The sequence below is a fragment of the Meiothermus hypogaeus genome, assembly GCF_003574035.1.
GTDB lineage: Bacteria > Deinococcota > Deinococci > Deinococcales > Thermaceae > Meiothermus > Meiothermus hypogaeus.
Genome location: NZ_QWKY01000016.1, coordinates 35,094 through 55,271 on the forward strand (window position 1 = coordinate 35,094; position 20,178 = coordinate 55,271).

Below are 20,178 nucleotides of genomic sequence, written 5' to 3' on the forward strand. Positions count from 1 at the left end.
TTCAGCAGTTCAGCGGATTTTTTGAAGGAACTCCGTCTCGGCCATCTGGGCGATGGCCGCCAGGTCCTGGCTGATCACGTCGGCCAGGCCGGGGTAGTCCTCCAGGATCTGCTCGAACTCGGTTTTGTCGGGGTACACCAGGGCCACCTTGGCATATTTTTCCCCGATGGCGTAGGTATCCAGGGCCAGCTTCTGGCCGCTGGCGGCCTTGTCCAGGTCGGCCCGCATGAGCCGGTATTCGCCCTTGGATAGGGGGCGAAACACCAGCACCCGGCCCTGGCGCACCAGGGCAAACAGGCGTTCGCCGTGGGCTTCAATTAACTTGTTGAGGGTGGTAGGGGGCAAAAGGCCCTCGAGCTCGTCCGATAAAATTTCGGGTTTTCCCATGTTTTGCCTCTAAAAAAGCGGGCCCCGTTTCGGCGGGGCCCGGTGTTAACTCAGAAGGTGGCCAGGTCGCCGGGCACCACGTCCAACGCCTTGCAGGTCAGCTCGGCCATCAGGGCCTCCGCGCCAGGGCTGGCCGAGAGGGCGTCGTTGAGGATGCGCAGGTCGTTCAGCTTGTCGATGATGACGTTATCTTCTGTGTCCACGAAGGTGACCGTCGCATTGAACGATTTGCGCTTATATTTAGCCCCCAGCTTGGCCCGGAACTGGTGCCACTGATCCACCGGCATCTTGATGGTCACGTCCGCCGGGGCCATCTGGCCGGGGGTTCGCCCCACCGGCTTGCCCCCGGCGTAGATGTATTCCTCGGAGACCTCGCCGGTGTTGTACTCCAGCTCGACATTCACGGGGATGCGTTCGCCGTCAAGGTCGAGCTGGATGCTCGAGTTGTCGTACACCTTACCGTTGCGTACAGTAATCGCCACGCGCCACCTCCTAGGCCGCTACCGGCTGCAGTTGCGGGTTGAAGAACCGCACCTTGCCGGTGATCCGCTCGGCGTAGCCCAGCGGGACGATGCTGATGTCGTAGGGGATGGTCTTGGTGCTGAGGATGTTTTCGGCCCGGTCAATGCGCACATATACCGCCGGCTGGTCGGTGATCTCGTCAATCGAGACCTTGCCCCGCAGGGCGGTGCGCACCAGCCCCTGCACATAGGCCTCGATGCGCAAGGCCTCCCGCTCCAGGATCCGCCCGGTCTGGGCCGAGACCTGGATCTGCTCGTTCAGCCAGCGCAGCCAGGCCCGGTAGGCCGTCTCGCAGGCCACGTCCATCACCTCGCGGAGCTGCACCTGCTCGTAGTCGCTGCCGGGCGGGGCGAAGAGGCGCCCCCGGGTGATATAAAAGCCGCCGTCGATGGTGCGCAGCGTGGCGAAGCGGGCGGCATCCAGGCCGGGCGTCACCGATTCGTCCCCGTATAGCTTGACCACCGTCTTGAGGGCCCCCGAGGCGTAGCGCCCGGGGTGCTCCTCCACCGGCCGCCCGCTGTAGCGCCCTGCAATCACCCAGGTCGAGGGGCGCTTCATCACCAGCCCGGTGATGGGGCTCACCACATCGGCGTACCGGCCGGCGGCCCCCACCCGCACGCTGGTAAAGCTGGCGAAGGCCGTGATCAGGCTGGCATCGGTATCGTCGGCGGTATCCAGAATGGCATGGATAAAGCGGGGGTTATTGGGGTCGTTGGCCCGGGTTTCCAGGGCGGTGTTGACCGCAGCCGCCACCGTCGCGCTGGCCACCCCCACCACGTGAATGAAGCGGTAGGAGAGTTCGGTGCGGGCAAATAGGGCGTCCAGGGCGGCGATGAGGTCAGCGATGGTGTAGCCCGGGGCCGTGCAGTTCGCCGTGTAGGTATCGCCCACCACGAAGGTGCCGTCGGCCCAGGTCAGCGTCAGGCCGGTGTCGGGGATGACGTACACCCCGGAGACCGGCACGGCCGTCTCGGGGCTATAGGTGTTGCCGCCGTCCAGCGAATACTCGAATGCGGCCTGGGCGGCCGCCAGATTGGCCGCGGCCCGGGTGATGCGAATGCGCAGCTTGTAGTCGTCCTTGGGGGTGCTGCCCGTCAGGGCCAGCGTGGCCGTGCCGGTACCGGTCTGGGTGACCGTCCCGGCCACCCCGGCGATGCTGGGGTTGGCCGCGACACAGATCACGGCCTGGGTGCCCTCGCCGAAGGCCAGGGCGGCCGCCTCGGCCAGTTTGCCCCCGATGCGCTCCCTGGCCCCCTGGGGGCTGGTGATGGTCACAATCTGATTGGCCCCCAGGAGGGTCGCCACGCCGATTTTGACGTGGACGCCCTCGCCGCTACCAGGTATGGAGCCGATGCCAAAATCCTGCGGTTTAACTTCTACGCGGGGCAGGCCGGTCATCGGCTACCTCCTTCGGATCCGATGGGTTCGTTGGCGGCCTCGGCAATGCCCCGGTCGAATGCCGCCTTGGTCAGCTCCTGGCCCACCACCCAGCGGTGTTTGGCTCGGGCCGCCGCCAGCAGCCAGTCGGGGGTGCCGGCCTCGGCGGCCAGCTCCTCCACGGTGTGCAGCCGCTTCGGCTCGGGGTTGTTGGTCTCGTTCTTTGCCATTGATCCTCCTAGGGCAAAATTTCGGTCTGGTCCAGCAGGGCCCGCTCGAGCCGCACATATACCCCGGGCTCCGCCGCCCCCACCTCGGCCAGTACCCGGAAACGCAGCTGATAGCGCCGCTTATCGGCCGGTAGGGCCGCGGCCTGGCCGGTCTCGTCCTCGTCCCAGCCGCTGGGGAAGAGCTCGAGGCTGCTCCCACAGATGCGCCGCAAGGCCGCCACGCAATCGGATAAAACGTCCTCCACCACGGGGTAGCTCTTTCCCCAGATGTGCAGGGTGTAGCCGGCCAGCCGGGTATATGGCGGTCGGGGCCGGGGCTCGGCTGGCGGGGTTCCGGCCAGGGCCTCGCTCGAGGTGGCCCGGCCATCGGGGGAGGTAAAGGTGTCCTGCCCCGGCACCAGCACCAGCTTGAGTGGCGCATCCAGCTGGTTCAGGGCCTCCGGGCCCAGCTCGAGTTTGACCTGGGGCGGCAGCTCGGCCCGGAGCCGCTCGAACAGGGCCTGGGTCAAGTCAGCTCACCGCCTCCCGCAGGCTCTTGCCGGGGCGGAAGCGCGCCACCGTTTGAGCGGGGATTTGAATGGCCTCCCCGCTGCCCGGGTGGGTACCCGCGCGGGCAGCCCGTGCCCTGGTATAGAACGTCCCAAATCCGGAAATCTGTACTTCCCTGCCTTCGCTCAGGTTGGTTTTGATGGCGAGCAGGGTCGCCTCGAGGGCAAGATGGGCCTGCTTCTTGCTCAGGCCTGTTTGAGTTTGGATATGCTCAACGATTTGAGTTTTATTCATCGAATCGGGGTCTGGGGTGTGAGACCTTGACCAAACTTCGTTTTGGTCAAGGAGGTAGAGCCCCAGGCCGCCATCAGGCGGCTGTACCCACTCACCTCCTTCAAGAGTTGAAGAGTTTGGGCTATTCTGCTTCTGTGAAGCTCACCGCCAAGGTCAAGCTCCTGCCTACGCCGGAACAGCGGGGGTATTTGCTGGACACCCTGCGGCGCTTCAACGCGGCCTGCAACTACATCTCGGACGTGGCCTGGGAGACCCGAACCTTCAAGCAGATTCCCCTGCACCACTGGGTCTACCACACGGTCAAAGACCGCTTCGACCTTTCGGCGCAGATGGCGGTGCGAGCCAACGCTAAGGTGGTGGATGCCTACAAGCTGGACAGACAAAAGCCACGCTCCTTTCGGGAGTTGGGGGCCATCACCTACGACGACCGGGTGCTCTCCTGGAAGCTGACGGCTTCCACCGTGTCCATCTGGACGCTTCAAGGACGGCAAACTATCCCCTTCGCCGCCGGGGAGTACCAGCGCAGGCTGCTCCGGACCCGGCAGAGGGAGACCGACCTGGCCTACGTGGGGGGTGAGTTCTACCTCTTCGCCACGGTCAACGTTGAGGAGCCCGAGCCCGTGGAGGTCAAGGATGTGCTGGGGGTGGACCTGGGCATCGTCAACATCGCCACCGACTCGGATGGCGAGACCTACTCGGGTAGCCACCTCAACTCGGTCAGGCACCGCCACCGCCGCCTTCGCCGGAGGTTGCAGAAGAAAGGCACCAAGGGGGCTAAACGCCGTTTGAAGAAACTTTCGGGTAAGGAATGGAGGTTTGCCAATGATGTGAACCACACCATCAGCAAGCGCATTGTGGAGAAGGCCCAACGCACGAATCGGGCGGTTGCTCTGGAAAACCTCAAGGGCATCCGTCAGAGGGTCAGGGTTCGACGGCCTCAGCGCTCCACGCTGCACAGTTGGGCGTTCCACGACCTGGGACAAAAACTGGCCTACAAAGCCCAGAGGGCCGGGGTCAGGGTGGTGTTCGTAGACCCCCGGAACTCCAGCCGGGAGTGCCCTTGCTGTGGGCATGCCGAGAAGGCCAATCGTCCCGACCAAAGCACATTTAGATGCCGAGTCTGCGGGTTCGCTGACCATGCGGACAAGGTGGCAGCCCTGAACCTTAGGGTTCGGGGCTGGGCGGCTGTCAACCCGCCGAACGTGGGGGAAGCGAATCGTGTTCTGCATGGTTCTGTCCCTGCAAGCCCCTACCAGAGCCCGTTAGGGTTTGGTAGGGGTAGTTGACGGGATTTCCTTGTCCAGGTAGGCCCGCACCGCCTCTTCCAGGGCCTGCTCCCACCTGGGGGAGAGTTCAGGCTCGGGCATGAAGGGCCGGGCAGGAATCTTTACCTTTGTGACCGTCACCCAACGTTTGCCTGCTTTGAAGCGCAGGGCCTTTTTCTCTTGCGGGGTGATGGTGGCGCCGTACTGGTGGGTGGCCGCGTACACCACGTTGGTGCCGATCTCGAAGCCCTGGGGATCGGTTTTTAGGGCCGACTGCGAGGTCATGGAGCGCTGCAGCCGGGCGGTCTTGCGCAGGGTCTGGCCTCCGGTGGCTTCAGCCCGCGCCGAGGGCTTCCAGGGCCGATCCCAGGGGTCTTTTTGCCCCGCGAAGGACTCGTCGATCTGGTTCAGCGCCGCCTGGCCCAGGTTCTTCGCCAGGCCCTCGGCAAACTGCGGCTGGCGCAGCCTATCGGCAAATCGGATCAGCCGATCCAGCTCGCGGAAAGACCCGGTGATGCTCATGGCCGCCAGCGGGAGGGGATGCGCCCAACGGTGGTCACGGTGTCCCAGTTTTGCAGCGGGGTCAGGCGCAAAGCTGTTTTCCTTACGAACCAGCGCCCGCGATCGGCGCGGGTATTCTCGGCCACACTGGGCACCCCGTCCACCTCGCCCACGTAAATCCCGATGTGCCCCTCGCGGTCTGGGGCGGTGCGGGGGGATCGGGGCGCCTCGTCATAGGGCAGGCTGCTGAAGAGCAGGTCGCCCGGCTTGATGATTTTGAGGAGGGCCGCACGTTCGGCGGCCCGGGCCGGGTCCCGATCCACGCCGGTCACATCCCAGTCCAGCCGGTCAATGGCCCGCTCCACTGCCGTCGCCCAGCGGCTGCGGTCAGGGTCGGCCCGCACCGAGTCCAGGATGCGGCTATAGAGCAGCCAGCGGTTGGTCTGGTAGGCCCGCGCAATGGCCTCGAAGGCGAAGGCCACACACCAGCCCGGGGCAGTCACAAAGCCGGGCAGTTCCCGGCGGACGGCCTGCAGGGCGATTTCAGTAACTTTACTGGTGTTTGTGATATTATTCACCTCCTCCTTGTAAAATCGCTTTTACGGCTGTTTGAGGCCGTCCCCCTATCCGTGGGTATGGCAAGGGCGGGGCTGCGCAAAATTGACCCCACTGGCTCGCTTACCAGCCCTTTAGTTTGTCCCTTCCAAACACCCGGCCTGCAGACTCGATCTCCGGCTGGGCCTCCGAGACCACCACCCCCCCCTGGGTGGCCCCGGGGGGGATGGGCGAACCATCGTCGGCAGGGATCTGCGCCTTGCCCTCCGCCACCAGGCGCAGCCATTTGAGGGCCTCCTCGTAGTCGCGCACCACCACGTCGTCGGCCGTGCCCTCCTGGAAGCCCCGGCGGGCCAGGATGAGATAAAACGCGATGTCGGCGTTGATGCGCTTGAGGGCCCGCACTGGGGGCAGGGGCAGGGTGTAGCGCTGGCCCACGAAGCTGTCGATGATATCGGCGGCATCCTGCAGGGCCGCCTGCGCCCGCTCCTCGGCCAGCGCCGTCCAGGTGCTGGCTTCCGGATCCAGGGCGTAGCGCATGGCCTCCTCCCGCTTGCGGGTTTTGAGCTCGGCAGTGTTGAGGTAGGGCATTATTTCCCTCTGCGCCTGGGCCGGGCTGTCTCCGCCTCGGGCGCCCCTTCGGCGGGCTCGAGCGCCAATATCTCCACCCTGAGCAGGGGATCGGCCTGCAGGCGGGCCAGTTCCTCGGCCGAGACCTCGGCCTCCTGCGGCGCGGGCCACCACTGCCGACCGATGCGCCAGCGACCCCGCTGCTGCGGCGTGCTGACTTTGACGCGGTAGGTCATCGCCGCACCTCCTAGCCGACGCACTTGTAGGCCAGAAAGGGCAGGCTGTAGCCCGCATTCCCCCGGGCGTCCACGCCATAAACAAATTGGCGGCGCATGAATACATTGTCGTCGGTGGGGTCGTCCTTGCTCACAAACTCGGGATTCTGGCGATTCTGGAAGACAAAGGGCCGGATGGGGCGGCTCGTGTCCAGCAGGTACCAGGCGGTGGGCTGGCTGGCCAGCTTGGGCACCACCAGCAGATCCGCGCTACCCTTCCAGATGTTGGTGTCCCCGCCGGCGATGAAGTCGGCGTTGAGGATGCGGCGGGCAGCGCCCTCCAGCTGCGGCGGAACCACCAGCAGGGTGGGCATCACCTCCAGGGGCTGGCCATCGTCCCCCCGGAAGGCCATCATCTCGGCCCGGGTGGTCTCGTAGTTGGTGGTGGTCAGGGCCCGGCCGGTGGCGTAGTTGCTGTATACGCCGAGGCTGCTGTCCACGGTGGAAACCGGGTGGTCGGTGTCGAAGAAGTTCTGGCCGTCGAAGCAGAGATTGGACTGGCCATTCAGCAGCAGTGAGAAGACCAGATCGTCGGGGTACATGCGGGCGGCCTGGCCCATCTGGTCGAACTGCATGTTGTAGATGCCCAGATTGTCGTCCTGGATATCGTTGCGATCTACCGCAACGGTAGCCTCAAAGTTGCGGTTCTGGATGGTGTAGGAGGCTTCGGCCAGGTTCTGGAAGACCCGCTCGCCCAGCCACTCCCGCATTTTGAGCATTTTCAGCAGCCAGCCGTAGGTGTTTTCCTTGGTGGTGCTGGGCACCTCGGTGGCGACGCGGTTCCACAGGGGTTGAGCGGCCTCGTAGGCCTGGTTGTAGCGGGTCTCGAAGGAGACCCGCAGGGCTTGTAGTGCAGCAGTCGTGATTCGCATGGCTCTCCTTAATAGGTCTCGACCCAGACCCCGTCGGCCTCCACGCCGACCACCTTTCCGGCGCGGCTGCGGGTATTGCTGCCGTTGGTCTTGGCCACGGTAGTCGAGTTGACGATGAAGCAGTCGTTGAGACAGTCGGCCTGGGTGATCTGATCGGCGGCCGAGGAGTTCTGCCACTTGAAGGCCCCCCGGCTCACCCGCACCAGGCGGGCCCCCTGGGCCCCGCCCTGGTTGTTGACGGTCTGCTCAGCCCGGCCTGCAGCCCGCAGGTTGGTGGCGGTGCTGCCGTGCACGGCGTAGCCGGCAGCGTTCAGCACCACCAGGTTGCCGGCTTCGATCAGGGTGTTGGCCTCCACCGGCAGGTCGAGGTATTCCAGAATGGGGCCCAGGCCCCGTTGAAGCGTGTTGCGTTCAGGCATGGTGTTCCTCCCGTCGGCGTTTGGTGGCCAGGTAGGCTTCCGCGCTCACGCCGGTTTGCGCGATGATGGCGCGTTCGAGCTCGCTGAGGGCATCGCTCGGCCCCTGCGGGGGGGCAATGGGCCCGGTCGGTACGGCCGCCCCCGCCCGCAGGCTGGCCAGGTGCGCCCGAACGGCCTGGGGGTTTTTGCGAAATTTCTCCAGCCAGTAGTCGCGGCTGGCGGCGTGGATGCGGCCTTCGCTGAGCGCGGCATCCACCGTGCGCTCGGCCTCAGCGTCCACTGTCTGGGCCCGCAGGGTGGATAGTTCGGCCTCGAGCTCGCTCACCCGGGCCGCCAGCAGGGCGTTGGCCGCGGCGGCCATCGCCTGGCCGTGGGCCTCGACGCTCCCGATGGGGGCCTGGATGCCCGCCTCGGCCAGCAGGGCCTGGGCCTGCTCGAGCTGCCCCGCCCGGTTCTGCAACTCGGTCAGGGCGTTTTCGATTTGCTCGTCGCTGGCGTCGGCCGCCAGACCGAGCAGGGTGATTAGTTTTTCTCGCATGGGGTCTCCTAATGCTGATGCCACCAGGGGCATCTGGTTGACGGTGGCGGGCTGGTTGGTCAGCCCGATCATATCCAGTTGCCGGATGTGCCCGTCCTCGTCCCAGAACACCGGCGACCAGTGGCGGTACTCGCCCGCCCGCAGCAGGTTAGCCGCGGTCTCGGTCCAGCGCACGTTGATCGCCCAAAGTCCGTCTGGGCGGGCCTCCAGCTGGAACCAGCCGGCGGCCGGTACAGGGCCGTTGTCCACTGGGTTCTGATTGCGGTGTTCGTAGTCGATGGGCAGTTCGGGCATCTGGGCCCGCCGGATCACCTCCTGGGCGTCCTCCGGGGTAAACAGCAGGTCGATCTGGGTGCCGTCCGCCCAGCGGAAGGTCACCGGGCCGTAGGGCCAGATCAAAAACTCCCTGGGCGGCTCCTGGGATGGGAATATGTTGAATCCGGTGTATCTTCGTCTCACACGGCGCGTCCTCCTCGGGGTGGATTTTCGGAGCTACTCGAGCGGCTCCGGTCGCTCGGGATGAGCCAGCCGTTCGGCCAGGGGCTTGCTGATAAACTCGTAGGTCGCCACCGAGCCGGCAATGCCGGCGGCCATCTGGAGCAGCAGATTTTCGATCCCCAGCCCGCACAGGGTCAGCCCCGTGGTCAGGGCCGCCACCGCGTTCAGAATCACCACCGCCTTGCGGGGGTTCTGCTGCACCCAGGCGATGCGCTTGAGGGCGTCTACCAGAAATGAAACCACCGGGCCCTGGCCCAGCAGCCAGGCGGCGAAGCCCAGAACTTTACACGTGTCCACGTACACCTCCTTTCAGGGCAAAACAAAACCCCCGACCGGGGTCGGGGGTAGTTTGCCGATACTACGGTGATTATAGCGGATTTTTTGCTGGCCAGCAGGCCAAGATTCTGGCCCTGATTGCCCGACGGGTGGGCTGAGCCGGGAAGCGATTGGATCTCAGGATTGCTCCGGGTGTTTTTTGTGGTATACTTATTATTGAAACAACTGCGGTGGGCTCGGACTCCCAATACCGCACGCGACTCCCTCGTGACCGAGCACGGTGGGACGCCTTTTTTAATCCGCCCCCCACAACAAAAATCCACGCCTGCGCCTGTAGGGTCGCTCGATCACCGCCAGGCGGCCCGCTTGGATCTCAGGATTGCTCCTGGGGCACCGTTTTTAAAAGCGCTCTCGGGGTGGGAGCGCGTTTTGCAAGCTCAGTTCCTCCAGGGCGCGGCGCTTCTCTTCCCACCAATCCTTTGGAGACAAAATCCATACCGTCTCAAGCGCCTCCAGGTCATCCCCCGCCGCCTCTACCAGTTGGGGCCAGAGCCGCTCGAAATCCTCTCGCGTATACCGGCCTTCACGGTGCAGGATGTAAATCTCGTCGTTCAGGTCTCCGACGGTCGGTTTATGTTCCATAGGCGCACCCCTCAACGCAGACGAGCCAACACATCCTCAATCATAGCAGATGTCGCCGGGTCAAACTTGCGAAAATCCCTGCGAAAGAACCGGTGGGCAGCCAGAGACTCGGAAAACCACTCAAGCACTCCGTCTCTTGCCCGAAGCGAGACAAATCGGCCCTCCTTTTTGGCTTGAATGTACCTGGCAAAAAGTCGGTTCTCCGTCTCTTCTCGCATCGCTTCGTACAGGTGATGCCCGAACTCGTGTACCAGAGTGATTGCTGCGGCCTGAAGGGCCGAGCTGCCTTTGGTCGAAACCGCCCGCAGTTGGCCCAACGGCTTTTCGTCGGCCCAACTTCCCTCGGGTCTGGGATATAGCAGCCGGATACTCTGCGTAAGTCGGTCGTAGTCGCCCATCCGGTTGCGCGTCTGTGCAAGGTTTGAGGCAATCTCGAGCGTCCTGATAGGATTTTGTTCCATCCAGCGGCTTAATCTCAACCCTTCCAGACCCCGCAAAATCTGGTCTTTCTCCCGGGCGCTTACCCGCCCCCGCAGCTCCAGAATCTCCCGGCCAATCTCAATCCGCTCGGCTAGCTTGCCTTGCAGGGCTTCCCAAAGCTCGGGTGGGTATTTGGCTGGGTCTGGCTCCCATCTTGCTGTGGGGGGCCGGGCGAATCCTGGCGGCACCTCCAGGCCGGGAGGCAGTGGGCTTACCCCTCCCCTGGCCTCCGCTTCCCGCGCGGTCAGGCTCCGCACCCCCGCCCTGCAGCCGAAGTGGTTGGGGGGGTAGATGCGCTCCCATATGGGGTCATCTGCTGGTCGAATCACGCCGTTCAGGCCCCGGCAGATGGGGGTGGTACCCGAGTCCAGCACCCTTGCCCCGGGTGTGGCTCACCCAGGCCGGGGACGTGCTGGTCTCGATGCCCAGGGTGGCCAGGCCGCGCTGGGTGGCCTCGGCGATATAGGCGGAGCCGTTGTCGTGGTATATCCGCGTGGGCTTCCCGTATATGTTCCATCCGCCGGGTTTGGGGAACAATCCCAGGATCAGGAGGCGGGTAGTGGGGCGCCGGCTTTCCTCCCGGGAGAAGACCAGGGCAGGGATGGCGCCGGTGTAGTGATCGATGCAGTCGTGGATGCGCAGGCGGAAGGCGCTGGGCTCGGTGTCTGTGGGCCGGGCGTAGCCCCACACGAACGTATCGCAGCGGGTCATGTCCATCTGCCACAGTTCATTGGGGTACGTGGCCACTACTGCGCCCGACCAGGTACGAATAAACTCCCGGCGCTCATCCTCATTCATCAGAGCGGCCCGTGTGATGGGGTTGGCCTCGAGGCGTTTTCGAATGTCGCGTACTCCCCGTACACTGAACCGCCGCTCGTAGTTTCCGTGTCTGTATATAAGGATGTTGGGGTTCGCTATCTGTAGCCAGCGGTGGATCATCCAGGCGCTGGCCTTAGGGTGGTGTAGCCACAGGCTGGTGGTAGCCTCCACCAGCTCGGTAGGAATTTGCATCGAGCCCGTGTCAGCACGGTGCGATTTGAAGAATTTGCGGGCCGACATTTTGAGCCATGCATAAACGGTTTTTGTGGATACGCTCTCATGTTTTGCGAATGCCTCGATAATCGCAGTGCGCTCGCCGCGTCGGGCCTGGGCCAGCTGCTGTCGCAGTTGCTCAATGCACTCCCACAGGGCCCGAACTTCTGGATCAATCCGGCGCAGGTCAGGGAGCAACGGCCGATTGGCCAGGGCGCTTGGGGTTGGTTCAGCGGTATATGGGGCGTCTGTATAGTGGACGATTGCCGTCGGAGATGGCAGGATTACGTCGGTTATGGGCTCCGGTTCAGGTAGAGGATTAACAGGGGGGCCCCAGATTTGCTCGATGGTGGCGGGATCGAATAGTAAAATCGGGCGGCCGCCCTCGATAACTCGTTCGCAATACACGCCAGGGGTGGATTGTAAGCGCCTGACGACCCTTTCATTCCGACCCCAGGCCACCGCAATCTCTTTAGTGGTGTGAAGTTTACGCTCGACTGTTCGTATCACGAGTTCTCTCCACGGAGATTTTTTCGATACGGTGAACCAGGTAGCTAGTTTTCACCCGCAACCCTCGTGCTAGCCTGCGTAAAACGTGCAGGCCAAGCTGTTCCCCTTTTTTCCCGGATAGCAGGTCGTAGATATATCCATTTGCAACACCCGATGCCTTACTAAGCGCATTTGCACTCATCTTTCTTCGCTCCATCAGCTCAGATAGAGCTTGTGCAATTTCGTTTGGGTGTTCTCTCATAGGAGATTATGATAGTCTCCTATGAGCCTTTTGGTCAAGAGACGTCAAATAGGCGCAAACGGTATGGGTAGACCTAGAAAATACCCGATCTTAAATGGACCCGTCAACGATTTAATCTTCGCCGCCATGAAGCGCGACGGGATCTCTAAGCCCAACGAGTGGGCTGACAAGTGGGGCATAGGTAGAACCGCCCTTCGCACTGCAATGGTGGGACGACAATCACAGTCCGGAACGTGGGTTCGCCCTGATGTTCGGACTTTGTGGCGACTCGCCAAGGCGCTAGATGTCCCATTGGTCTACCTGATCGAGCAGTTTTACGACGATTTAGATAACACAGATGCCCTCTGGCCACAGGTTCCGATTATTGGTTGGGTAGGTGCGGGAAGTGGAAGAGAGGAGGATATCCAAGAAAAATATGTTCCAGTCGATATGAATCTGGCTTTACGGGGCAACGTGGTGGCCTTTAAGGTTAAGGGCAACTCCATGTGCGCTGGTCCGAAACCGATATGTGATGGCGATGTAATCATAGTGGATTGTCAAAACAAAGGTAGGGTTGGTTCGAGGGTTGTCGCTCGCCTGGTTGATGGCGGCTTTGTTTGTAAGCTATTGAAGCACGGCCCCACTGGCAACTATTTAGTTAGCACCAACCCTTCTTCTGATAACTCCTACCCTGTTGTTATCCCCACATCTTCTGTCCAGGAAATAGTCGGTAAGGTGATTGAGGTGAGGTCACCTGATTCCCCTTAGCTGATTTGCATATTTATTTGTCCGCACCCCTGTCCGCACCCCTGTCCGCACTAGGGGTGCGGACATTTGTGATACAAACTACATCTGTCGAGTTTTACGATGCCAATCGATGTCCGCATGTCGTTACGATTTTTGTAATTTTGTCCGCACCCCCCCTTAGTTACATTAAGATGGAATCAATACATGGTATACCAAACACCGTCGAAAAATGTTTCACGGAGGCTCAGGTTTATCTGAGGATGGGCCTGGTATAGCTGGGCATCTGGCCTGCCAATAGCCTTAGGAACGCGTTTTTTCAAACGGGCAAAGTCGCATGGCTTGGATCATCTATGCCCATTTGTACTTAGTACAAGTTTATTTTTTCAGCTCTCACCGTTTTCAAATTTTACCTTTATGTCGTTCTATTTTGAAATCGTCTCGTTTTTCACAAAGTCCCGGATGCCCCCACTTTCTTCCTGTCACGCGCCACGCTATTTGCCCATTTTACGCCACGCTAAATGTCACCACTTGAAAGATGAGAAACACGCTAAATGTCACCAGTTTTGGCTTTGAATGGATTAGCAACCAGTGAAATACGCATGAGATAAATAAGTCATTTATTAGAAGCTTCAGGATAAGTTTGCTCCACCTCCAGCTTGAGCCGGAGCGGCAACGCCTCCCACCCTACCCATTCCGGCCAAGGGATTTTATTTACCACTTCTACGCTTTCGGCCTTTTCCAGCTTCTGGAGCAGCGCCTTTGCCTCCCGCTCCAGCTCATCCAGCGCGTCGTAGTAGGCATTCAACTGCTCACGCTCGGCAGGGGTGATTCTGCCGAGCTGTAGTTTGACAGTCAGATCAGAGAAATTTGCTGGGCGACGGGATTCCTGGGCGGCGGTTAGGGCGTTTTTGATTTGAATGGCCGCCTCTTCCTTGGCAAGCTCGAGCCATTCGGCCTCGATTTCGGCTTGTAGCGCCTCGAGGTTTATATCGTTGCGGAAGCCGCTGATGATTAGCGTGTCGTCGCTGTGGCGGCTGACGATGCCTGATTCAGAGTAGGGTAGCAGTTTACTGATTGCAGTATTCATGCAGCCTCCTAACGGATTTCAAACTCTACCCACACCCCTTGAGCATAAAGCAAAGTTTGGTTACTCGTCCCTACATTGGTAACAACTATACTTAAATCAGTGGTTCCTGAACCCGCAAATATCGCAAAATTTACGTCTGCATCCATATTCGCATTGCTTGCTGTCCAAACAGCTTGAGAAGTGCCGATCCTCAATCGCAATGGATCTAAGAACATATAGCGCACCCGACGGATATACAAACTCTTTCCGGCGGGAACATTTATCCTTCCTCTAGCCAAATCTGTAATGCCACCGGGACTTATGCCTACCGCCTGGGGGGCATGTTCACTAATCGAAAATCTGTTTGCGTGGTTGTAGCGGGCTTGCAGCACTCCGCCATTCATTTTTAGCGTGTTGGGATGCGTGTCGTTAGTAAAATCGTCGCTTAACTGATACAGAGTAGTTCCACTAGGCGCAGATGTCGAATATGTGCCGTTGTACGTTATTTGTTGTGCATTATGGGATGAAGAGAGTTCCAAGTTGACTAATGCATATTGTTTAGTAACCAGGTAAACATACGCCCAGCCGTCGCCGCCGTCTCTTACCAATACGTCGGCGCGATCTACTGTGCCCATGATGTAGCCATCGGCGCGGAAGCCATCGCGAAATGCAAATTGCAAATCGACATTGGCTCGACCCTCACCAGGGGTGTGGCCTCCCAAGATGCCGTTTATTTTTAGGATTCCGACTCCGCTGCTAATACGGCCTAGATAATAGTAGCGAACGGTCGTATCGTATTGGGCCACAAACACATTGAACAGCCGCTCATTGTTGATGTTGAGCAGTCCGGTCATGATATCCCCCGCCTTATTCAGCGGGGTGTACCCAAGATGCCCCACCACGCTGCCAGGGGCCAGTTTGGCCGCAGCCACGGCCTGATTAGCAATGTGTTGGGTCAGGATGCTTGCATCCCGCACATCCTGCGCCAGCCGCTGGCTCGAGTCCAGCGTAGCCAATCCATTGCCAGCGCCCCGCATATCCCGTAGGGTATGCACCCACCGCCCGCCCCCAGCGGCGTTGAGCACCCACAAGCCGTCGGCAGTAAGCCCGGAGGGGTTGTATAGCCGGTAGCGCCCATAGCCTTCCACATCGCACACATCGCCATTGTTGAAGCCAGTTGCCGCTGAGAGCGCGGCCAGCGAGGCCACCGTCCGCACCCGCTTCACGCCCTGAGTCTCGGCTTCGCTCAGGCGCACGTGCAGGTTCTCGCTGCGGTTGAGCACAGCCTGGATGGCGTTTTCCAGCGGCTCTATGGCGATGGGCTCGTTGTTCCCCGATATGGGAAAATTGGGGATGTTGGTCGGGAAAGTGTTTTGAGGGTTAAGAGTTTTGGGCATGGTTCCTCCTACGGATAAAGCACGACAGGCGGCGCGCCCCAGACCTGCCCTGGTGGGTTCCAGGTAAGGCCCGCCGGGTTCCAGTTCAACGGCCCTGATGGCACGTATCGCAGCGTTGCCAATCGGGTATGCGCTGGTTTGACCTGATTAATGATTGCAAGGATGCGGTTTTTCTCCTCTACCGAGCCATCGTAGCTACGGGTGCCAGCGTACAGGTATACGTCGAACTCGCTCCAGCGCGTGTTGTCGTAGCTGCGCACCGGCACTATGGCGCTGTTGTAGCCGAGCTGAGAGAGGGCCAGGCCCAGGCCGTACTCGGTGCCCGCCCATTGCCAAAATTCCCAGGCGCCAATAATGCGCTGCCGGAAGGCGTCCAGGCTCTCGGCAGGATAGCGCACGAAATTGCGCTCAGCCCCAAGCAGGTTCAAACCATCCTCCGGGGTCAGCTCGGCATATCTCGCGCGCAAGGCGGTAGCCACATACTCGAGGTGCTCATCGGCAAGCGCTCCATAGGCCTCGATTTCCGGCCCGACCGGGGCATCTTGAAACCAGGGCGGAGCCCGATCCCGTAACCAATCCTCCAGCAGGCGAATCTCGTATAGCGGAATCACGGCTACACCTCAATCCAGGTCAGGTTTGCGTTGAATTGCGCGGCCTGCACGCTGCTCAGGGTGACATCGGTTGCAGGAGCCGACAACGCCACATCAATCACATTGGGCACGAACAGCGCTTCGATGATGGCCGATCTGTAGATTATCCCGCCAATCGGCACACCCGCTTGCAGAGCCGCCAGGGCTGCTGCGGCCTGCCCCTGCGCCTGGCTCAGGAATCCCGTGCGTACCCGGATGGTGGCGGTAATAGTGACGTTGACGGCCGTGGCTGCATATACCTGCACATCCGCCGTGAGCGGCTTTTTCTGCTGGATGATGTTGTTGGCCGCCGCTACCGCCCCGCTGCCCAGGCCCCCCTCACCCCACACGACCACATCGACTGTTCCCTGGCCGCGCGGATTCTGATCCAAAACGCGCACCTTAGTGATGCTGGGGTCAGCCGAGAGCGCCCAGGAGCGGTAAGCGGCGGCGGTGCCGCCATAGCCCAGCTCTGCCCAGCGCAGGCGGCAGCGCTCGCGTAGCTGCGCGTCGGTTTCCTGATCAATCGCAGCCTCGATTACCTGGTCGTTAACGATGGTTACGCCGGGCAGCGGGGTAAACAGGGTTGTGCCGCTACCCAGCGCGAGCCGATAGGCCGTGCCGGGGCTCTCGGCCCTGAACTCCAGCGACAGCGTGCCGCCCGGATTGAGCACACCGCCGGCCACATTGTTAAATCGCAGATTACCCACCCCGGCCCAAAGTTGGTTGGGCTGGATGGTATAGGGGCCAAACCCGCTGCTGCAGGTCAGGGTAAAGCGCTGCCGCTCAAAGGTGGCCTCTTTGCGCAGGAGGCCATAAACGTTGTAGGCATACAGATCCAGGAATGGGCCGGTGGCGCTTTCCAGGTATCCGCCCTGGGTAATGGCCAGGCGCACCGCCTCCAGCTCGGCGATGGCCTCGGCGTACAGCTCGATCAGTGTGCGCTGCTCGGAGCCGGCTATCCAGTCGTTGGGGGCGTAGCCCTTGCTCTGCAAAATACTGATGAGCCGGGCCAGCACCTGGCTTTGCGATCGGGGCTGGAGTAATTGCTCAAGTAGCACGCAGCACCTCCACCGATACGCCGCTGACGGCCAAAACCAGCGCAAACGGGCCCTGGGCCGTCAGGCCGCGAATGCTGACGCGAACTCGATTCAAATCCATCTGCTCGGCCTCCACTTCCACCTCGGCCACCCGCGGGTCCTGCTCCACCGCGGCCTGCACGAAGGTTTCCAGCTCGTACTGGGTCTGGGCATTCCAGGGCGCCTGCACCATCTCGCGCAGGTCAAAGCCGTAGGCCGGGTCGTAAAAGAGCCCCCCGCGTGGGGTCTGTAGCCGCCGCACTAAAGCCCCCAGCAGGTTTTCCAGGCCGCTCTTGCGGCGGCGCTCGATCAGGCTGTAGTCGGTTCCGAGGTCCACCATAGTTATCCCGAAAATGTTTTGCCGGAGCCGCTGATGATCTCTCCGGTGAGGGTAGCCGAGCCTGCGGCCACGCCGGTGATGCGAATCTGGTCGCCCACCCGGGCCACCGCGGGGCCCCCGCCGGCGAGATTGACCACATCTCCATTTACATTGACCTCCGGCGCCACCAGGTTCACCTTTACGGTGGCGTGAATTATCAGCTCCCGCAGGCTGCCCGCGTCGAACAACAACGCCACCGGGCGGGCCGGATCGCCATTTTCGAAGCCCAGCAGCACCCGCGTGCCCACCTGCACCCGCACCTCCACCCCGGGCAGCATGGTGCGCAGGGGCACCCGCGTGAGCAGGGGCAGATCGGGCTTGTCCGGCTGCAGATCGAGCCGCATATCGCCGTGGTCGCGCAGAATCTGGCAGGGGTAGAGGGCCAGGGTGTCCAGGCGGCCATCCCAGATTAGCTGCTGCAGGCGGCGCTTCAGTCGCTCACCGGGCACAAAACACCTCCGTGCGATACTGGCCGATGTGGTGCACCACGCGCTCGACGTTGCCGAACACCACGTCGGCCCCAGCCGCCCGGCCCTCGAGGCGCACGCCGGGCTGCAGGCCGGGCTCCAAAGAGAACCAGAAATGCCCCCGTGCAAAGTCGAACTCGATAGAGGCTAGCCGCTTTGGGTAAGAGGGCCAGGCCTCACGCCCCACCCAGACCCGGCCATCCGGCTGCACCCGCCAGCTGCGCTCCGGCAGCAACAGCAGCACCCGGCGCAACTCCTGCCAGGCGGGATACCCCAGGCGGGTGTAGCGCAGGAAAACCTCGGGGCCGTCGATCTCCCCTGCGGCCTCGCCTACCTCGGTCAGCAGGTCGCGGATGATGAGGTAGGCCGGCACCCCTTCGTAATACTTTGGGCGCAGCGCCCGATCCAGCCGGCCCGCCCCGCCCACCAGGGATAGGCTCCAGAAGCCCCCTTGCCGGCCCGCAGCCACGCAGGTAGCCGCCAGGCGCTCGCCAGATTCAAACTCCATCTGCAGCAGCTCACCCAGCGGCACCGGCTCGGTGGCCCGCAGCGCGGCGACCCACCGGCCCGTGCGGGGCAGGCTGATCTGCCCATCCGAGATTTTGCTGGAGTTGATCGAGAGCAGCGCCATTATCTACCTACCATCCGATTCGCCGTCACGGAGCCATCCGGAAGCCCTCGCGCCACGGACCATAGCCCCACCGTGCTGGGCCTGTTTTCGCCCGCCTTCTGCGCGCTGGGCTTGCCTCCGCCAGCGCCGCCGCTGCCGCTGCCGGCCAGGCTGCCCGGCGCGGGGCCGTCGAGCTTTTCCACTGTGCCACTCCGGCGCTCCTTGGACTGCCACTCCCTCAGCTTGAAGCGCAGCACAAACCCGCTTTCCCGGCTGAAGTCCGGGCTCTCCAGATCAAATAGGTAGACATAGCGCACCCCGTGAAGCTGCAGGTTGGGGTGGGCGGCCTGCAAAATTACCGGCTTCTTATCGCGCCGGTTGCGGTACAGGTTGAGCACCGCCAGGAGTCGCTCAAACTCGGCCTTGGAATCGGCCACCGCCTCCACCTCCACCTCAGCGTCGCGGTAGCGCAGAAAGGTGCGCTCGGCCCCGTTTTCGCCCGCGATGGGAGCGGAATCCTCCTCCAGGCCGCCCCCCCGCACATTCACGGTGACGTTGGGGATGGCCACCCGGCCCTGCGGGCCCAGCAGGGTCAGGGTCTCCCACACCTCCGGCGCTTCCCAGGGACTGGGGATTTTAGCCATCCACGCCCTCCTCCAGCGCCAGCTCCTCCAGCGCCAGCAGCACCGCCTCTTTGATGGCCGGCTGCAACTCCTGCACCACCTGGCGCGGCTGGCCGCTGCCGATCTGAATCTGCTCGATGTTGATGCTGACCGTGATTGAGCGCTCGGCCCTGGGGCGGGCCTGAGCCGGTGGGGGTGTGAGGCCCGGTTGTGGCAGCTCCACCCGGGGTTGGAGCGACTGCTCCATTCCGGCGACCGCATCCGCCACCTGCGGCATCCCGGCCTCGATGCCCTGGGCCAGGCCCAGCGAGAGCATCAGGCCGTAGCCCGCAAAGACCCGCGAGGGGCTTCTGATCTGGAACAGGCTGCGGAACCAGTTCTTGATGGCCTCGCCGCCCTGGGCGATGCGCTCGGCCACCCCCGAGAGCCCGGCGGAGAGGCCCTGGGCCAGGCCGCCCATGATGTTGCGGCCCCACTCCACAGCCTGCTGGCCCAACAGGGCAAGCGGGGCTGTGATCACCTGCACCACCCCCTGCATGATCTGCTCCACCCCCGCCCGGGCCCGCTCGAAATTACCCGTAAACAGGCCCACCAGCACCTCGAGCAGCCCCCGCACCAGGTTCACTAGGCCGGTGAGGGCGCTGACGATGCTGGCCCCAATGCGGGCGAAGACGTTGATGGTGAGGGTCATAATGAACCCCAGCACGAAGCCAAAGGCATAGCCCAGCGCATCCAGCGCCCCATAGGCCCGCCCTAGAGCGGCTGCGATCACCTCGCCCACCGGGCCGAACTGCAGGGCCAGCCCGGCGATGGCCTGGCGAAAACCATTCCACGCCGCCACTAAGGGCACCAGGGCCAGCCGCACCTGATCGCGGAACTGCTGCACGTGCTGCCAGGCCCAGACAAACGCCGCGCCCAGCGCCAGCAGCCCGGCCAGCAAAGCCCCCACCGGATTGGCCAGCATCGCCGCTGTGAGGGCCCGGAAGGCCCCGGCCAGCCCCAGCACCGCCGCACGGGCCGCCGGAATGGGGCCGCCCAGGGCCCGCAGGCGCAGGATGGCCCGATCCAGCGCCCCGGCCAGGTCAAACGCCCTCAAAGCCAGGGCGCTCATGCCCTCCCGCAGCAGCAGCAGGCCCATCCGAGCCTGGCCCGCCACCATACCTACCCCGGCCAGGGCGGCGATGCCCCCACCAGCGGCCAGCACCACCCCACCCAGCCCCGCCGTGAGG

The 20,178-nt window shown here is 62.5% G+C and carries 29 protein-coding genes; 2 read left to right on the forward strand and 27 right to left on the reverse strand.

The features are described from left to right. Positions 1-9 precede the first annotated feature (9 nt). The 6 genes from Mhypo_RS06050 to Mhypo_RS06075 are packed head-to-tail and all read right to left on the reverse strand — an operon-like array spanning position 10 to position 3,299. Positions 10-387, reverse strand: a complete 378-nt coding sequence (locus Mhypo_RS06050; protein WP_119340409.1) for a hypothetical protein — start codon at positions 385-387, stop codon at positions 10-12. Positions 388-437: 50 nt separating this feature from the next. Beyond that, the gene (locus tag Mhypo_RS06055) at positions 438-869 is read right to left on the reverse strand and encodes a hypothetical protein (RefSeq protein WP_119340410.1); all 432 of its coding nucleotides are present in this window, start codon (positions 867-869) and stop codon (positions 438-440) included. A 10-nt stretch (positions 870-879) separates the two neighbouring features. After that, positions 880-2,307, reverse strand: a complete 1,428-nt coding sequence (locus Mhypo_RS06060) for a DUF2586 family protein (RefSeq protein ID WP_119340411.1) — start codon at positions 2,305-2,307, stop codon at positions 880-882. Then, the gene (locus Mhypo_RS06065; protein WP_119340412.1) at positions 2,304-2,516 is read right to left on the reverse strand and encodes a hypothetical protein; all 213 of its coding nucleotides are present in this window, start codon (positions 2,514-2,516) and stop codon (positions 2,304-2,306) included. Before Mhypo_RS06065 ends, Mhypo_RS06060 begins: the two co-directional genes overlap by 4 nt. Before the next feature lie 8 nt (positions 2,517-2,524). Further along, entirely contained in the window at positions 2,525-3,025 is a 501-nt protein-coding gene (locus Mhypo_RS06070; RefSeq protein ID WP_119340413.1) for a hypothetical protein, read from the reverse strand. A 1-nt stretch (position 3,026) separates the two neighbouring features. Continuing rightward, positions 3,027-3,299: an HU family DNA-binding protein gene (locus Mhypo_RS06075; protein ID WP_119340414.1), complete on the reverse strand. Its 273-nt coding sequence runs from the start codon at positions 3,297-3,299 to the stop codon at positions 3,027-3,029. Between the two features lie 134 nt (positions 3,300-3,433). Here Mhypo_RS06075 and Mhypo_RS06080 point away from each other — a divergent pair, with 134 nt between their 5' ends. Continuing rightward, positions 3,434-4,585, forward strand: coding sequence for an RNA-guided endonuclease InsQ/TnpB family protein (locus tag Mhypo_RS06080; RefSeq protein WP_206074896.1), 1,152 nt, complete (start codon positions 3,434-3,436; stop codon positions 4,583-4,585). On the opposite strand, the gene Mhypo_RS06085 is transcribed toward Mhypo_RS06080, so the two are convergent. From Mhypo_RS06085 to Mhypo_RS18880, 12 genes are all read right to left on the reverse strand, one after another. Continuing rightward, positions 4,562-5,086, reverse strand: a complete 525-nt coding sequence (locus Mhypo_RS06085; RefSeq protein ID WP_119340415.1) for a phage virion morphogenesis family protein — start codon at positions 5,084-5,086, stop codon at positions 4,562-4,564. The genes Mhypo_RS06080 and Mhypo_RS06085 overlap by 24 nt on opposite strands. Beyond that, positions 5,083-5,643 (reverse strand): hypothetical protein, encoded by a 561-nt coding sequence (locus Mhypo_RS06090; RefSeq protein WP_240637137.1) that lies wholly within the window; start codon positions 5,641-5,643, stop codon positions 5,083-5,085. Before Mhypo_RS06090 ends, Mhypo_RS06085 begins: the two co-directional genes overlap by 4 nt. Before the next feature lie 100 nt (positions 5,644-5,743). After that, the gene (locus tag Mhypo_RS06095) at positions 5,744-6,211 is read right to left on the reverse strand and encodes a phage protein Gp36 family protein (RefSeq protein WP_119340416.1); all 468 of its coding nucleotides are present in this window, start codon (positions 6,209-6,211) and stop codon (positions 5,744-5,746) included. After that, positions 6,211-6,426 carry a hypothetical protein gene (locus Mhypo_RS06100; RefSeq protein ID WP_119340417.1) on the reverse strand — a complete coding sequence of 72 codons (216 nt, stop codon included), beginning with the start codon at positions 6,424-6,426 and terminating at the stop codon, positions 6,211-6,213. Before Mhypo_RS06100 ends, Mhypo_RS06095 begins: the two co-directional genes overlap by 1 nt. 11 nt (positions 6,427-6,437) lie before the next feature. After that, entirely contained in the window at positions 6,438-7,337 is a 900-nt protein-coding gene (locus tag Mhypo_RS06105) for a Mu-like prophage major head subunit gpT family protein (protein ID WP_119340418.1), read from the reverse strand. A gap of 8 nt (positions 7,338-7,345) precedes the next feature. Then, on the reverse strand, positions 7,346-7,756 hold the full coding sequence (locus Mhypo_RS06110) for a hypothetical protein (RefSeq protein ID WP_119340419.1): 411 nt from the start codon (positions 7,754-7,756) through the stop codon (positions 7,346-7,348). Next, positions 7,749-8,753, reverse strand: coding sequence for a phage protease (locus Mhypo_RS06115; RefSeq protein ID WP_222592814.1), 1,005 nt, complete (start codon positions 8,751-8,753; stop codon positions 7,749-7,751). The genes Mhypo_RS06110 and Mhypo_RS06115 overlap by 8 nt, the downstream gene beginning before the upstream one ends. Positions 8,754-8,786: 33 nt before the next feature. Then, a complete protein-coding gene (locus tag Mhypo_RS06120) occupies positions 8,787-9,089 on the reverse strand; it encodes a hypothetical protein (protein WP_119340420.1) in 303 nt (100 codons plus the stop codon). A gap of 378 nt (positions 9,090-9,467) precedes the next feature. Beyond that, complete coding sequence (locus Mhypo_RS06125) at positions 9,468-9,710, reverse strand: hypothetical protein (RefSeq protein ID WP_119340421.1); 243 nt, start codon at positions 9,708-9,710, stop codon at positions 9,468-9,470. An 11-nt stretch (positions 9,711-9,721) separates the two neighbouring features. Beyond that, entirely contained in the window at positions 9,722-10,519 is a 798-nt protein-coding gene (locus Mhypo_RS06130; protein ID WP_240637138.1) for a hypothetical protein, read from the reverse strand. Next, positions 10,500-11,201 carry an integrase catalytic domain-containing protein gene (locus Mhypo_RS18330; protein ID WP_240637139.1) on the reverse strand — a complete coding sequence of 234 codons (702 nt, stop codon included), beginning with the start codon at positions 11,199-11,201 and terminating at the stop codon, positions 10,500-10,502. The genes Mhypo_RS06130 and Mhypo_RS18330 overlap by 20 nt, the downstream gene beginning before the upstream one ends. A gap of 508 nt (positions 11,202-11,709) precedes the next feature. Further along, the gene (locus Mhypo_RS18880) at positions 11,710-11,973 is read right to left on the reverse strand and encodes a helix-turn-helix domain-containing protein (protein WP_119340422.1); all 264 of its coding nucleotides are present in this window, start codon (positions 11,971-11,973) and stop codon (positions 11,710-11,712) included. 21 nt (positions 11,974-11,994) lie between these two features. Between Mhypo_RS18880 and Mhypo_RS06145 the strand changes: the two genes are divergently transcribed. Beyond that, on the forward strand, positions 11,995-12,720 hold the full coding sequence (locus tag Mhypo_RS06145; RefSeq protein WP_119340423.1) for a S24 family peptidase: 726 nt from the start codon (positions 11,995-11,997) through the stop codon (positions 12,718-12,720). Positions 12,721-13,312: 592 nt separating this feature from the next. Here Mhypo_RS06145 and Mhypo_RS06150 read toward each other — a convergent pair. The 9 genes from Mhypo_RS06150 to Mhypo_RS18070 all read right to left on the reverse strand — a co-directional run. Continuing rightward, positions 13,313-13,786, reverse strand: coding sequence for a hypothetical protein (locus tag Mhypo_RS06150; RefSeq protein WP_119340424.1), 474 nt, complete (start codon positions 13,784-13,786; stop codon positions 13,313-13,315). A gap of 8 nt (positions 13,787-13,794) precedes the next feature. Then, complete coding sequence (locus tag Mhypo_RS06155; RefSeq protein ID WP_119340425.1) at positions 13,795-15,162, reverse strand: hypothetical protein; 1,368 nt, start codon at positions 15,160-15,162, stop codon at positions 13,795-13,797. Between the two features lie 8 nt (positions 15,163-15,170). Next, positions 15,171-15,773 carry a phage tail protein gene (locus tag Mhypo_RS06160; protein ID WP_119340426.1) on the reverse strand — a complete coding sequence of 201 codons (603 nt, stop codon included), beginning with the start codon at positions 15,771-15,773 and terminating at the stop codon, positions 15,171-15,173. A 2-nt stretch (positions 15,774-15,775) separates the two neighbouring features. Continuing rightward, the gene (locus Mhypo_RS06165; protein WP_119340427.1) at positions 15,776-16,852 is read right to left on the reverse strand and encodes a baseplate J/gp47 family protein; all 1,077 of its coding nucleotides are present in this window, start codon (positions 16,850-16,852) and stop codon (positions 15,776-15,778) included. Continuing rightward, on the reverse strand, positions 16,842-17,210 hold the full coding sequence (locus Mhypo_RS06170; RefSeq protein ID WP_027878159.1) for a GPW/gp25 family protein: 369 nt from the start codon (positions 17,208-17,210) through the stop codon (positions 16,842-16,844). The genes Mhypo_RS06165 and Mhypo_RS06170 overlap by 11 nt, the downstream gene beginning before the upstream one ends. A 2-nt stretch (positions 17,211-17,212) precedes the next feature. Then, entirely contained in the window at positions 17,213-17,698 is a 486-nt protein-coding gene (locus tag Mhypo_RS06175; protein WP_051529430.1) for a hypothetical protein, read from the reverse strand. After that, positions 17,688-18,347: a hypothetical protein gene (locus Mhypo_RS06180; protein WP_119340428.1), complete on the reverse strand. Its 660-nt coding sequence runs from the start codon at positions 18,345-18,347 to the stop codon at positions 17,688-17,690. The genes Mhypo_RS06175 and Mhypo_RS06180 overlap by 11 nt, the downstream gene beginning before the upstream one ends. Continuing rightward, on the reverse strand, positions 18,347-18,970 hold the full coding sequence (locus Mhypo_RS06185) for a hypothetical protein (RefSeq protein ID WP_119340429.1): 624 nt from the start codon (positions 18,968-18,970) through the stop codon (positions 18,347-18,349). Before Mhypo_RS06185 ends, Mhypo_RS06180 begins: the two co-directional genes overlap by 1 nt. Further along, on the reverse strand, positions 18,963-20,178 hold a 1,216-nt coding region (locus Mhypo_RS18070), incomplete at its 5' end, for a phage tail protein (RefSeq protein WP_170148226.1). The genes Mhypo_RS06185 and Mhypo_RS18070, both read right to left, overlap by 8 nt.